This window comes from Ochrobactrum sp. AN78 (assembly GCF_029909885.1).
Lineage (GTDB): Bacteria > Pseudomonadota > Alphaproteobacteria > Rhizobiales > Rhizobiaceae > Brucella > Brucella quorumnocens.
The window spans coordinates 257,611-271,884 of sequence record NZ_JASAMU010000002.1 but is presented as its reverse complement, the minus strand read 5'-3'; the positions used below and the strand labels follow the sequence as shown (position 1 = coordinate 271,884).

Genomic DNA, 14,274 nt, shown 5'->3' with positions numbered 1-14,274 from the left:
CTGACGCGTGACAAACGGAATTATTCGTTATAACGGTACGTTTGAAATTTTCAGAACTTACCGAAATCTAGGAAATGACGAATGCACCAGAGCAAAAGCTCTGCGCGCAGGATGGAAAGACAAATGAAACACGGCACCCCCCGGACGATCGTTTCGTTCGCCGTCTTGGCCCTCACGGCGTTCCTCGCCGGCTGCGAGAACCAGGTCCTGCTCTCTCCGAAGGGAGAGATCGGTGTGGCAGAACGCGATCTCATGCTTTTTGCGACTGGATTGATGCTTCTCGTCGTGCTGCCGGTCATCTTTATGACCCTTTACTTCGCCTGGAAGTATCGTGCCACCAACGACAAGGCAGAGTACAAGCCAGATTGGCATCACTCGACGAAGATTGAAGCTGCTGTCTGGCTTATTCCATGCGCCATCATTGTGGTTCTTGGTACAGTGACATGGATCGCCACGCACAAGCTTGATCCTTATCGTCCGCTGGAATCCAATGTGAAGCCTATCAATGTCGAAGTTGTTGCGCTCGACTGGAAGTGGCTGTTCATCTACCCGGATCAGGGTGTTGCATCGGTCAATGAAATGGCAATGCCAGTCGGTGTGCCGGTCAATTTCAAGCTAACCTCCAGCAATATCATGAACTCCTTCTTCATTCCGCAGCTCGGTAGTCAGGTCTATTCCATGCCAAGCATGCAGACCAAGCTGCACCTGATTGCCGATCATGAAGGTGTGTTTGACGGCATTTCCGCCAATTATAGCGGTCAGGGCTTTGCCCAGATGCGTTTCAAGGCTCATTCTGTTGATCAGGCAGGCTTTGACAAATGGATCGCCGATGCCAAGGCGTCGGGTCAGGAACTGTCGCGTGAGCGTTATGCTTCGCTCGTTCAGCCGAGCGAGAAGTCTCCGGTTCAGCACTTTGCCTATAATGACAAGGCACTGTTTCATAACATCGTGAACCGTTGCTGGGACGGCAAGTCCGTCTGCCTTGATGATCAGATGCATCAGGCCCAGATGGCTCAAGCCGCTCGCGCAAATCTACGCAAGTCATCGCCGGTCGATTTCAGCCTGTGGGCAAATGACATCATTTGCGCCATCCAGCCGCAGCGTCTTACGCAGCTTGAAAACTGATTTGCCGATGCAGCTTAGCCCCGATGTTCTATCCGGGGCTAAGCTGCTGATCGCACTCCAATCGAAGTAAGAATAGAAATGTTCGGAAAACTTACGCTCGAAGCGATCCCCTATCACGAGCCTATCATCATGGTCACACTGACCGCGATAGCTGGTGGGGCGCTCGCTATTCTCGCAGCCATTACCTACTATAAAAAGTGGGGCGTTCTGTGGAACGACTGGCTGACCTCTGTCGATCACAAGCGCATCGGCATCATGTACATCATCCTGGCCTTCGTGATGCTGTTCCGCGGCTTCTCGGACGCTGTGATGATGCGTGCCCAGCAGGCTTTGGCTTCTGGCGCCAATGAAGGCTTCCTACCGCCGCACCATTACGATCAGATATTCACCGCTCACGGCGTGATCATGATCTTCTTCGTGGCAATGCCTTTCATTGTTGGTCTGATGAACTTTGCCGTACCGCTTCAGATCGGTGCGCGTGACGTGGCATTCCCATACCTCAACTCGTTGAGCTTCTGGCTGACGGTTGCTGGTGCGATCCTGATCAATCTTTCTCTCGGTATCGGTGAATTCGCGAAAACTGGCTGGCTGGCTTACCCGCCACTTTCCGGCAAGGAGTTCAGTCCAGATGTCGGGGTGGATTATTACATCTGGGCCCTGCAGATTTCCGGTATGGGTACGCTGCTTTCGGGCGTGAACCTAATCACCACCATCATTAAGATGCGTGCTCCCGGCATGGGTATGATGCAGGTTCCGGTTTTCACCTGGACCGCACTCTGCTCGAACGTCTTGATCGTGGCTGCGTTCCCGATCCTGACTGTGACACTCGCTCTGCTGTCACTTGACCGTTATCTGAATTTCCACTTCTTCACCAATGATGGTGGCGGTAATCCGATGATGTATGTCAACCTCATCTGGATCTGGGGACACCCGGAAGTCTATATTCTGGTTCTGCCTTGCTTCGGTGTTTTCTCCGAAATCATTGCGACCTTCTCGGGCAAGCGCCTGTTTGGCTATGCGTCGATGGTTTATGCGACCGTTGCCATCACCATTCTGTCGTTCCTCGTCTGGGTTCACCACTTCTTCACCATGGGTGGCGGTGCAAGCGTAAACGCTTTCTTCGGCGTTGCGACCATGATCATCTCGATCCCCACAGGTGCAAAAGTCTTCAACTGGCTCTTCACTATGTATAAGGGGCGCGTCCGCATGGAAACGCCGGTCATGTGGACCATCGGCTTCATGTGTACCTTCGTTGTTGGTGGTATGACGGGCGTTCTGCTTGCTGTTCCGCCTGCAGATTTCGTGCTGCACAATTCCGTATTCCTGATCGCCCACTTCCATAATGTGATCATCTCGGGCGTTCTGTTCGGTTGCTTTGCCGGTCTCATCTACTGGTGGCCAAAGGCTTTCGGCTTCAAGCTGCATGAAGGTCTCGGCAAGAAGGCGTTCTGGTGCTGGCTCGTTGGCTTCATCATGGCGTTCATGCCACTCTACGTGCTCGGCTTGATGGGTATGACCCGTCGTCTGAACCACACCGAAAATCCGGCATGGCACATCTACCTGATCATTGCCGCTATCGGCGTTGCAATCATCCTGCTTGGTATCGTCTTCCAGGTTCTCCAGATCATGATCTCTATTCGCGATCGTGAAAAACTGCGCGTCGTTGATGGCGACTCCTGGGGTACTGGACGTACGCTCGAGTGGTCGATTTCTTCGCCTCCACCATTCTACAACTTCGCTGAAGTTCCGCACGTGCGTGATCACGACAGCTGGTGGGATATGAAACAGAACGGTTATGTTCGTCGTACCGAAAAGTTCGCTCGCATTCATATGCCGAAGAACACCGGAACAGGCTTCATCATCGGTATCCTGTGCATTCCATTTGGCTTTGCAATGGTGTGGCATATCTGGTGGCTGGCAATTGCATCGTTTATCGCGGTCTTCGCAGTTGCTATCGCCCACTCCTTCAACAATGACAGAGACTTCTATGTCTCGGCCGATGAAGTACAGCGCGTCGAAGACGCACATACTCGGCAACTGAATGCTCAGGAGGCCTGATCCATGAGCGCGACCGTTACGACTACCGGCCCTTTCAAGGGCGGAAACGAGCATCCCGCTCACGAAGATCATCATGATGCAGGGTCGACCACGCTGGTCGGCTTCTGGATCTATCTGATGAGCGACTGCGTTCTCTTCTCGGGATTGTTTGCAACCTATGCCGTTCTGGCGCATCAGTTCGCGGGCGGCCCAACCGGCCGTGAACTCTTCGACCTGCAGTTTGTGTTGACTGAAACCATGCTGCTGCTGGCGTCGTCCCTGACCTATGGTCTGGCGACGCTGTCGATGTACAGGAATAACCGTGCAGGTGTTCTGTTCTGGCTGGGCGTTACCTTCCTGCTAGGTGCAGCGTTCTTGGTCATGGAAATCTATGAATTCCATCACCTGATCGTTGAAGGTGCAGGACCGGGTCGCTCGGCATTCCTTTCGGCATTCTTTGCGCTGGTCGGAACGCACGGTCTCCACATTACTTCAGGTCTGGTCTGGATTCTGGTGCTTTCGGCCCAGCTTCTGCGTGACGGCCTGACTGAAAAGAATCGGACGCGCGTGATGTGCTTGAGCCTCTTCTGGCACTTCCTGGACATCATCTGGATTGGCGTCTTTACCCTTGTCTATCTGCTGGGTGTATTGTGATGAGCTCTGGACACGAAACACACGATCAAGCCGCACATGGCAGCCTGAAGTCCTACCTGATTGGTTTGGCTCTTGCGATCATTCTCACCATCGTTCCGTTTATGCTGGCAATGAACGGTTACTTTACGCCAGCAACGACTGCAGCAATCGTCATCGGTATGGCTGCTGTTCAGATCGTGGTGCATTTGGTTTACTTCCTGCACCTTGACCCGAAGTCGGAAAATGGCTGGAACATCCTCGCGCTGATCTTCACGGTCATCATTCTGGCCATCGTGCTTGCTGGTTCTATCTGGGTCATGCATCACCTCGATACCAACATGATGCCGATGTATATGACGCCGGACGATGCGCGTAATCTGCCATAAACGCATTTCAAAAGGCCGGTTTTGGCCGGCCTTCTGATCATCTGATACCAGGCCTGACGGCCCGGTTCCGCGGCTTTTTTCCTCCCTCTCCCCCTTAAAAGCCGCGTGGCGCCCCGGTTCCCTCCGGGGCGCTTTCATTTTGGAAGCATATAACTCTTCTTATTTCATCGCTCCAATTGCTCCAGATCTTCCAGCAATCCGGGTCCGAGTGAATTCCAGCCGAGCCGCTCGCGTGTCAATGTGTTTGACGCCGACATATCTTTGCTGACAAATGCTGTAAGCCAGCCAAAGTGTTCAGCCGCTTCCTGCCCATTAAGTGATACCACCGGTAGATTGAGCGCTGCGCCGACGGCCTCAGCAATCGCGCGGAACGCAATGCCTTGCTCGGCTGTGGCATGATAACGCGCGCCCGGTTCCGCCCGCTCCACTGCAAGCCGGTAGAGGTGCGCAGTGTCATCAATATGGGCTGCCGACCACTGATTGGCGCCTTCGCCGATATAGGCTGAGACCCCGGACCCGACCGCAAGCGGGATGAGTTCGCTCACAAGGCCTTGCTTGCGTGTGTCGTGGATTTGCGAAAGCCGCATAACGGATACATTGACGCCGCGTTGCAACTGCTCATATCCCGCTAGTTCTGAAGCCACACGTGGGTTGGGATGATGGGGATTGAAGTGACTTTCGACAGCAGGTTCACCAGGAACTGCCGCTCCCATGGCAGTGGCTGAGGTTATGACGAGCGGGCGCTCAGTCCCTTCAAGCGCAGAGCCAAGGGCTTCGATCACGCGATGATCCTTCGCGCAGTTGGCCTGAAAGTTCGCGAAGTTATGGTCGAACGCGGTGTGTATGACGGCATCGCATTGAGCAGCACCTCGACGCAGGCTTTCGAGGTCTTCGATATCACCGCGATGTGCTTCTGCTCCGGCCGCTACGAGCTTTTCAGCGCCAGCATCGGAGCGGGTGAGGCCGAGCACGTCATGGCCCTCCCAGATAAGTTCAGGGATGATATGCGAACCGATAAAGCCCGTCGCGCCTGTAAGAAAAATTCGCATGAAGATGGTCTCCTTGTTGTTCTGGCGACAATCTGCGATGCTTAATCATCCTATTAAAGTAGTGACATTATCATAGTATAATAACTAACAGGCAAACCATGTCGGAAAAGACCAATTCCCTGCTTGGCTCATATCTCAAAGACCGTCGTGCGCGGCTTGATCCGACCGCCTTGGGCTTTGCTGCAGGTCGCCGCCGCACGCCCGGGTTAAGGCGTGAGGAGGTAGCGCAGCGCGCCAATATCAGCCCAACATGGTACACTTGGCTTGAGCAGGGGCGGGGTGGCTCACCCTCGACGGATGTCCTAAATCGGATTGCGGCCGGACTGATGATGACTGAACCGGAGCGCGAACATCTTTTCATGCTTGCCTTCGGTCATCCTCCCGAAGTGTTTTACAAACGGCCATCAGAAATCACTCCTCGGCTGCAACGTCTGATCGACGCAATGGTAACCAGCCCTGCGATCATCAAGACAGCCACATGGGATGTTGTGGCATGGAACCGGGCCGCCGCAATTGTGCTGGCAGATTACAGCACTCTGCCGCCGGAAGATCGCAATATTCTCAAACGGATCTTTTGCAATTCCGACATCAGGGCCAAACAGGATGGCTGGGGCGAGGTGGCCCGCTTTGTAGTGGGGGCATTTCGCGCCGATGCGACACGTGCTGGAGCGGCATCGGAGGTTACTGAACTGGTCGAGGAACTGTGTCAACAAAGCGCGGAATTTGCAGCTCTTTGGCGTGACAATGACATCGGTATTTACAGCGAAGGAACCAAGCGACTTTTGCATCCAAAGCTTGGGCGTTTGGAACTTGAATATTCGGGATTCGCCGTCGACGGACGTCCGGACCTTGGGATGATCGTCTATAATCCCGTGTTGCCTTCGGACGCAGATAGGATACGGCGGCTGGTTTTCGCGAGTGCGCAAAGTTTGCCCCAAAATATCTGAAGAGCGACCCAATCGGCAGTTCGAATTATATAAGTAAATAAATGTAAAATTTTAATCAATTTATTGTAAACGCAACATATATATCGCAGATAACTAATTATAGATTGCTCTAATATAAGTAATAGATTTACCATTCTTATGTATGTTGTTTGCACTGTGAGCAATATTGTTATAGTATGCATCGCGTTTGATAATTAATTCGTCTCTATTTGCTCTGTGTTTTGGAGAATTTGTGATGTCTTTATTTAAGAATATGCTCGTAAAAAACCACCTTGTTGGTATGGCAATTGTAGCCTCAGCACTCTTCACTCCCGCAATTGCTTCTGCGGCTACGGCTTATATATCCGCTTCAGTCAATGTTCGCTCCGGCCCAGGTGCAAATTACGGACGGCTTGCAACACTTCCTGCAGGTATTACGGTTAATGCCGGTTCCTGCCGCAACGGCTGGTGCCAGATTTATAATGGCAGCAGTGTTGGTTTCGTCTCGGCGCGTTATGTCCGCTTTGGTTCGTATAATGGCGCTTACGCTGCCCCATCCAACACGACCGTAATCGTCAGTAATGACGGATACGATAATGGTTGGGCTCCCGGCTTCGGACTCGGTCTCGGTTTAGGTTGGGCATCGGGCGGTGGCTATTGGGGACCAGGCTGGGGTGGTGGTCCCGGCTGGCGCGGTGGCCCGAATTACATCAATGGTTGTATCGGTCGCAACTGCCAGTCCAATCGTGGTGGTGGACGCAATGGCTGGAACCCACGTTGGGGGCATGGCCCGCAATGGGGCGGCAGAGGATGGCCGAACGGCGGACGTGGAAACTGGGGGCCTGGTCGGGGTGTAGGACCACGTTTCACGTCTGGCCCAGATCACTTCGGTGGTTTCGGCGGCGGTGGCATGCATTTTGGAAACATGAGGCCAATGCACGCCGGGCGTTAAAAATAACAGCGGCCTTTTAAATATCAGGTCGTTATCTTCCCCTCCTGATGACCTGATCCGCGGCTCGCTGGACTCCCCTCCCTCCAGCGGGCCGCAATCATTTTGTTATCTGAGCGGTTCCAACTTTAGAGCGCATCTTATCCGAAAAGTGTGAAGCGGTTTTCGGATAAGATGCGCGTAGAAAAATGATTAGCGAGCCGATTTGGTCCGGTCAGATCGAAACGCATTCTAGCAGTCTCAATATTAACGCTCTCCATTAACTCTCCATTGACTCAATCTATTCAAAATAGGGAATAGTTGACCTTTGAGCTTTGGAAGCGCTTTGAGATTCTAATCGGACCGTCGCGTATATTCGGTTTTTCTTAGATTAAATCTCATCCGGGCTTGAAATGTCATAACGCATTTGGGTTGAAGCTTGGCCTTCCCACTACTCTATGTTAATCCCTGAATCGTCCTGGGATTGGGGGAGGACGAAGCGCTACCCAAGCGGTCGTGAAATAGAAACCGGACAGTAACGTGTATGACTTGGAGTAACAGGACGATACAGGGAAGAAGTCTCATTGTGCTCGCGCTCGCGGTGCAATTTGCTTCAATGACGGTGTCGCCTGCATTGGCGTTCGAAATTTTTGGCGTCCGTCTTTGGGGTAAAGAGAAGACGGAAGATGCCGATGCGGTCATCTCTGATCCGAAACACTATTCAGTGAATGTAGAAGCGACAGGCAGTCGAAAGAATGCCGATGGCAGCGATGCGGATTTGAAATCTGTTATTGAAGGCGCATCCGGTCTGGTTTCAGACGAGGATAAGCCCGCCTCAGGTTCCGCTGGACTGCTTGCCAAGGCACGCGGTGATTACCGCCGTATCCTGTCGTCGCTTTATGGCGAAGGGCGCTATGGCGGCACGATTTCCATCAAGGTTGATGGACGCGAAGCCAACGACATTCCCGTAGATGCGGATATTCCCGACAATGCCAGAATCGATATTTCAGTCGATCCCGGTCCGCAGTTTTTGTTCTCGCGTACGGCAATTTCCAATATCGCGCCACCACCTGTCGATAAGAAAGACAAGGTGCAATCGCCTGAAGAAGCAGGTTTCGCACCGGGCAAAGTTGCACGTTCCGGTACAATCCTGAAAGCTGAACGTCTTGCGGTTGAAGCGTGGCGTCAGCAAGGCTATGCGAAAGCCAAGGTGACAGGCGAAGATATCGTCGCCGATCACGATGGAAACACGCTTGCAGCCGACGTATCACTCGATCCTGGTCGCAAGGCACATTATGGCCCTGTAAGCGTGGTGGGTACTGCGCGTATGGACCCGCAATTCATCGCCTGGATGACAGGATTGAAACCGGGGCAGGAATATGATCCACACGATATTGAGAAGGCGAAGAAGCGTCTTGGACGCATGGAAGTCTTCCGTGCAATGAATTTTGAGGAAGCCGAGCAGATTGAACCGGATGGCAGTCTGCCGATGACGCTCAATGTTCAGGAGCGCAAACCACGCCGCTTTGGCTTTGGTGCTGAATATTCGACGCTCGATGGTTTTGGTGTGACTGGATATTGGATGCATCGCAACCTGTTTGGCAAAGGCGAGCGTCTGCGCTTTGATGCCAAGGTCAGCGGTGTCGGTGGCTCGCAGGACAACTCGTTCGATCCGGCCAACTTCACCTATATGGTTGGCACAAGCTTCACGAAGCCGGGCGTTTTCACACCGGATACGGATTTCGTGGCCGCACTTGATGCCAAGCGCGAAGTGCTCGACGCTTATACCGAAACCTCGATCAACGCGAAAACCGGTTTTACGCAGATTTTCAGCGATGAGCTTTCAGGTGCGCTTTATGCCAAGGCGAGCCATGGCCGCTTCGATGACGATTATTTCGGAACACGCGAATTCACGACCGGCGGGCTTGAAGGCAATCTCCTTTATGATGGCCGTAACAACAAGCCTGATCCAAGCTCCGGCGTTTATCTCGAAGGCAATGTTCAACCGTTCTACGAATTCCAGCGGGGCAATTTTGCGACCCGTTTCACCGCGGAAGGCCGTGCCTATTACGGTTTTGGCGCAACAAACCGCGTGATTCTTGCAGGCCGCGTGAAAGTTGGTTCTATCGTCGGTGCGGAGATTGAAGATCTCCCACCGAATCAGCTCTTCCTTGCAGGCGGCGGCGGTTCCATCCGTGGCTATTCCTATCGTGGCGTTGGTGTTGAAACATCGACTGGCGACGTTATCGGTGGTCGCTCTCTGGTCGAGGCATCGGGCGAAGTACGCACACGCGTAACCGATTCCATCGGTGTGGTCGGCTTTGTCGATGCGGGCTATGTGGGCGAGCAATCCTATCCAGATTTTTCGGAAGAAATGCGTATCGGCGCGGGCTTGGGTCTGCGCTACCTGACAGGGCTTGGACCTATCCGTCTTGACGTCGCACTTCCACTTAACCGCCGCTCGGGCGATCCGAGCTATGCGTTCTACGTAGGCATAGGACAGGCGTTTTGACCAGATTTCTCGCACTCTTAGCCTTCATTCTCTTTGCCATTCCTGTGGTCGCGCAGGAGCAGGCGGAAGAAGAGAAGTCGTATTTTATTTCTTTTGTGGAGAGCAAACTTTCCGCACCGAACCGTCGTATCCAGTTTTCGGGCTTGAGTGGCCTGCTGTCGTCTGAAGCAAGTGTTGGCGCTATAACCATTGCCGACCGTGAAGGCGTGTGGCTGCGTATCGAGAATGCCAAGCTCAACTGGAGCCGTACGGCACTCTTCACTGGTCGCCTGAGCATCCAGTCGTTGGTGGCCGAGCGTATCGATATCATCCGCAAGCCATTGCCGGACAACAGCCTGCCATCGCCGGAATCGTCAAGCTTCAGCCTGCCGGAGCTACCGCTCTCGGTCAATATCGATAGTCTCGATGTGGCGCGCTTGCATTTTGGGCAGGATATTTTTGGGCTTCAGTCGGAAGTATCACTCAACGGCAATCTGTCGCTCGCCGACGGATCGTTGAATTCAGCCTTTGATATCAAGCGTCTTGATGGGCCGGGCGGCAATTTTGCGCTCAGAGCGGCTTATGCCAATGCCGATCAGAAGCTTGATCTTGATCTCAAAGTCGCAGAGCCTGCCAATGGCATCGTCGCCAATCTGCTCAATATCGATGGACGCCCGCCGGTTGATCTCACTTTGACGGGTAAGGGAACGCTTGACGATCTCAAGATTGACCTGGCACTTGATACCAATCGCAATCGCACGCTGACAGGTGGCTTCACATTGACGCGTCAGGCCGATGGCCGCGTCTTTGCAACTCGTGTGGATGGTCCGATCGCTGTTTTGGTTCCTCCGGCATTTCGCGACTTCTTTGGTGCTGAAACTGCCTTGTCTGCGAACGGTTTTCTGAAAGATGGTGGTGGTTTCCGCCTTGACGATCTGGCGTTGACGACGGCTGCATTGAAGGTGAAAGCCTCTGCGGAATCGGGCAGCGATGGCTTTCTGAACAAGCTGCGCGTTGATGCGAATATTCAGGATGATAGCAAGGGGCAGGTGCTCTTGCCGGTCAAGGGTGGTGAGACAACCATCAACAATGCAACGCTTCAGATTGCTTACGGCGACCGTCCGACCAATGACTGGACCGGAAAGCTTGCGATTGCTGGCTTCAAGAATGCGACTGTTTCCGCGTCGAGCATCGCGCTCGACATGGGTGGCGCTGCTGAAAACCTCAACGATGCCGCCAATCGCCGTGTAACCTTTGATGTTAAGGGCGGCGTGAGCGGTATCGATGCGACAGACGCAAAAATTGCTGAGGCGCTTGGCGACAAAATTGATCTGGCGATCGCAGGTGGCTGGCGTGCCGGTACTGCTGTCGATCTTGACAAAGCAAGCATCGAAGGCAACGGCCTCAGCTTAGAGCTTCAGGGTAAGATCAATGATTTTGTTTTCAACGGCGATATTCTCGCTAAGGTCGCAAGCCTCGCGCCTTATGGTGCGCTGGCCGATCGCGATCTGGCGGGCAGCATTGATGTGAAGGCATCAGGCAATCTTAGCCCGATCAGCGGTGCGTTTGACTTTATGCTGGATGGCAACGCACAGAATATGCGCACCGGCACGGAAGCGGTCGACAATATTCTTGACGGCAATGTTCAGCTGAGCGGTGGAATCGCAAGAAGCGCACAAGGGTTTTCTGCGCGCAATTTTCGCATCGGCAACGAGCTGAGCGAAATTACCGCTAATGGCTCTTTCGCATCCGACAAAGCCGATTTCGATTTTGGCGTCGCGCTGTCTGATCTCAAGCTTCTGTCTGACAAAGCCTCCGGTCGCATGACGATCAAAGGCAGCGCGCGCGGCGAGGACAAGCTGATTGCACTGGCACTACGCGCCGATGCTCCACAAGGGGCGCTTGCGGACCGCAAGCTTTCCGAAGGGGCTCTTGATTTCAACGCGCTTCTGGATGGCAATGCAACTACGGGTGCATCGCTTTCAGGCAAGCTTGCAGGCGGTGCATTCCTTAATGGAGAACGCGTCGATATCGGGTCGCTGATCGATATTGTCAATGACGAGAAGCGTCTGACGAACCTCGTCTTCAACGCAGGTGGCGCGCATCTTTCGGGCAATTTCACACAGAACGCCAAGGGACTGCTGGCTGGTCAGTTAAATGTGGATGCGCCGGATATTTCGACGGCTGCCGCCCTTTTCCTTGCCGATGCAACAGGCGCTGCGAATGCCGACATCACGCTAGATGCAAATGGCGAGCGCCAGAATGCGACCGTCAATGCCAAGGCCAGTGGTCTGAAGATCAACGGCAATCACATTGCGTCTGCTGACATCGCGCTCACAGCACAGGACCTGTTCGGTGTTCCGGTTGTGGATGGTGCCGCGGGTGCCCGCGACATTCTGGTCGGCACTTTTGGGATCGATAATTTCGATGCCAAGGCCAATGCAACCGGCACAAAGACTGATTTTACGGCCAGCACCAAACTCAAAATTGGTACGGTTGCGAATGCTGCCGGCTCACTTGAACCCAAGGACGGCGGGTTTGAACTGGGGCTGACATCGGCCGACGTGAAGCAAGGCGCATTGTCAGCAACGCTTGCGGCACCTGCAACCATTGCCATGAAGGGAAGCGACATCTCGTTTGGCGATATCATCGTCAATACGGGTGACGGTCAGGTCAAGGTCAATGGTGCAATCGGAGAGCGTCTTGATCTTTCGGTTGCTCTTTCCAATCTGCCGCTTGCACTTGCCAATACATTCAAACCTGAGCTTGGCCTCGGCGGTACGATCAACGGTACGGCACGCGTCACAGGTACGCGTGAAAAGCCAAATGCGGCTTTCGATATTGCTGCGCGCGGCTTGACTGCAGCTGAGCTGAAAAATCAAGGCATCGCAGCACTTAATGCGGATGCAAAGGGCAGCTCCGACAACAATCGTCTGAATGTTGATGCCCATGTCACGGGCGGAGGCGGCATCGATGTCACTGCGAAGGGCGGAGTACCGCTTGGGCAGGGCGACATGGCGGTCGATATCAATCTCGCCAATCTGCCGCTGACTGCTCTTAATGGTGCCGTTAAGGGACAGGACCTTGCCGGCAATGTAACAGGCACGGCGCGCATTACAGGCCCTCTCACCAATCCAGCCGCAAGCTTTAATCTGCGTGGCACAGGTTTGGCGGCAAAACCTCTGCGCGATAATGGCCTAGCACCTTTGAGCCTTCAGGCTGCAGGAAATTACGCCGCTAAGGCCGTCGATATTTCCTCGCTGACAGTTGATGGCCCGCAGGGCCTCAATGTTACCGCAAACGGCAAGGTGCCGTTCTCGGGACAGGGGCTCGGTGTGAATGTTTCGGGCAGCTTGCCTCTGGCGCTCGCCAATCGCTTCCTCGCGGATCGCGGTGCGCAGGCAAGTGGTACGCTGTCGCTCACAGCAAGTGTTTCGGGTGGCTTTGATAAGCCGCAGCTGCGCGGTATGTTCTCGACGTCTGGCGCACAGTTCATTGATCCTGAAACTAATGTTCGCCTCAACAACATCAATGTCATGGGGGCGATGGAGGGTGAGACCATTACACTCCGTCAGGTCAATGCAGCTTTTGGCAGCGGTGGCGCAATTTCTGCGACCGGCACGATCTCGACCAATGCAGCGGCCAATTTCCCTGCCAATATCGACATCAAGCTTGACCGTGCTCGCTACGCGGACGGCAAGCTGGTAGTCGCGACCGTCAATGGCGGCATCTCGATCACCGGCCCGCTGATGCGCGATCCGCTGATTTCAGGCCGTATTGATGTTGATCGTGCCGAGATTACGGTTCCAGAAAATCTCGGCGGCGGAGCGGCTTACGTTCCTGTTCGCCATATAAATACGCCAAAGAATGTTCAGGCAACGCTCGATCGTGCCAAGGTAGAGACGCGCCGCAGCAGGGTGCCAACACCGACAGCACGTCCAACAGTGCCACGTCTCGATGTCACTGTGAACGCGCCAAACCAGATCTTTGTGCGGGGTCGCGGCCTCGATACGGAATTGGGTGGACGCGTTCGTTTGACCGGACCTGTGACGGATATCAAACCGGTGGGTTCGTTCGACCTGATCCGTGGCCGCATCGGTATTCTTGGTCAGCGCATTACCTTTGATGAAGGTCACGTAACGCTGGTGGGTGATCTTAATCCGCAGCTTAATTTCGTTGCGCGCAGCGAAGGTGATGATATTACGGCCATTGTGACAGTCACTGGCACGGTCGATAATCTCAATATCGTCTTCTCCTCCTCGCCGGAACTGCCGCAGGATGAAGTACTTGCTCATCTCATCTTTAAGCGCTCGATTGGCGAATTGTCGGCCTTCCAGATTGCGCAGCTCGCAGCCGCAGCGGCCGAACTTGCTGGCGGTTCCAACAACTCGCTGATGGGCAAACTGCGCCAGGGAACGGGCCTGGACGATATTGATGTCGTAACCGACAGCAAGGGCGAAACCGCTGTACGCGCCGGTCGTTATATTCGCGATAATATCTATCTTGGCGTGGAAGCTGGTTCCGGCGGTTCGACCAAGGGCACCGTCAATCTCGACATTTCCAGAAACCTCAAGGTCAAGGGTGCTTTGGGATCGGAAGGCGATTCCAGCGGCGGTATTTTCTACGAAAAAGATTATTGATCGATCGGCAGAATTTGATCAAAAAGGCCGGGCTCATGCCCGGCCTTTTTTATTAATCA

Annotated in this window: 9 protein-coding genes; 8 read left to right on the top strand and 1 reads right to left on the bottom strand. The window is 53.9% G+C overall.

All coding sequences use genetic code 11. The annotated features are described in order from the left end of the window. Positions 1-123: 123 nt before the first annotated feature. The 4 genes from cyoA to cyoD all read left to right on the top strand — a co-directional run bounded on the left by cyoA (position 124) and on the right by cyoD (position 4,181). Positions 124-1,125, top strand: coding sequence for a ubiquinol oxidase subunit II (cyoA, locus tag QBD00_RS04830; protein WP_095445817.1), 1,002 nt, complete (start codon positions 124-126; stop codon positions 1,123-1,125). Between the two features lie 78 nt (positions 1,126-1,203). After that, complete coding sequence (gene cyoB / locus QBD00_RS04825) at positions 1,204-3,183, top strand: cytochrome o ubiquinol oxidase subunit I (protein WP_318578786.1); 1,980 nt, start codon at positions 1,204-1,206, stop codon at positions 3,181-3,183. A gap of 3 nt (positions 3,184-3,186) precedes the next feature. Beyond that, a complete protein-coding gene (cyoC, locus tag QBD00_RS04820) occupies positions 3,187-3,816 on the top strand; it encodes a cytochrome o ubiquinol oxidase subunit III (protein ID WP_095445818.1) in 630 nt (209 codons plus the stop codon). Next, on the top strand, positions 3,816-4,181 hold the full coding sequence (gene cyoD / locus QBD00_RS04815) for a cytochrome o ubiquinol oxidase subunit IV (RefSeq protein WP_095445819.1): 366 nt from the start codon (positions 3,816-3,818) through the stop codon (positions 4,179-4,181). The genes cyoC and cyoD overlap by 1 nt, the downstream gene beginning before the upstream one ends. A 164-nt stretch (positions 4,182-4,345) precedes the next feature. Here cyoD and QBD00_RS04810 read toward each other — a convergent pair whose 3' ends face one another. Further along, complete coding sequence (locus QBD00_RS04810; protein WP_318578785.1) at positions 4,346-5,230, bottom strand: SDR family oxidoreductase; 885 nt, start codon at positions 5,228-5,230, stop codon at positions 4,346-4,348. Positions 5,231-5,328: 98 nt separating this feature from the next. Between QBD00_RS04810 and QBD00_RS04805 the strand changes: the two genes are divergently transcribed. From QBD00_RS04805 to QBD00_RS04790, 4 genes are all read left to right on the top strand, one after another. After that, a complete protein-coding gene (locus QBD00_RS04805) occupies positions 5,329-6,177 on the top strand; it encodes a helix-turn-helix transcriptional regulator (RefSeq protein ID WP_318578784.1) in 849 nt (282 codons plus the stop codon). A gap of 235 nt (positions 6,178-6,412) precedes the next feature. Further along, the gene (locus QBD00_RS04800) at positions 6,413-7,108 is read left to right on the top strand and encodes an SH3 domain-containing protein (RefSeq protein ID WP_095445822.1); all 696 of its coding nucleotides are present in this window, start codon (positions 6,413-6,415) and stop codon (positions 7,106-7,108) included. 562 nt (positions 7,109-7,670) lie between these two features. Then, positions 7,671-9,596, top strand: a complete 1,926-nt coding sequence (locus tag QBD00_RS04795) for an autotransporter assembly complex family protein (RefSeq protein ID WP_318578783.1) — start codon at positions 7,671-7,673, stop codon at positions 9,594-9,596. After that, the gene (locus QBD00_RS04790) at positions 9,593-14,215 is read left to right on the top strand and encodes a translocation/assembly module TamB domain-containing protein (RefSeq protein WP_318578782.1); all 4,623 of its coding nucleotides are present in this window, start codon (positions 9,593-9,595) and stop codon (positions 14,213-14,215) included. Before QBD00_RS04795 ends, QBD00_RS04790 begins: the two co-directional genes overlap by 4 nt. Positions 14,216-14,274: the final 59 nt, after the last annotated feature.

Coding starts and splice junctions, on each gene's coding strand:
- cyoA (WP_095445817.1), top strand. CDS start 124: ATGAAACACGGCACCCCCCGGACGATCGTTTCGTTCGCCGTCTTGGCC.
- cyoB (WP_318578786.1), top strand. CDS start 1,204: ATGTTCGGAAAACTTACGCTCGAAGCGATCCCCTATCACGAGCCTATC.
- cyoC (WP_095445818.1), top strand. CDS start 3,187: ATGAGCGCGACCGTTACGACTACCGGCCCTTTCAAGGGCGGAAACGAG.
- cyoD (WP_095445819.1), top strand. CDS start 3,816: ATGAGCTCTGGACACGAAACACACGATCAAGCCGCACATGGCAGCCTG.
- QBD00_RS04810 (WP_318578785.1), bottom strand. CDS start 5,230: ATGCGAATTTTTCTTACAGGCGCGACGGGCTTTATCGGTTCGCATATC.
- QBD00_RS04805 (WP_318578784.1), top strand. CDS start 5,329: ATGTCGGAAAAGACCAATTCCCTGCTTGGCTCATATCTCAAAGACCGT.
- QBD00_RS04800 (WP_095445822.1), top strand. CDS start 6,413: ATGTCTTTATTTAAGAATATGCTCGTAAAAAACCACCTTGTTGGTATG.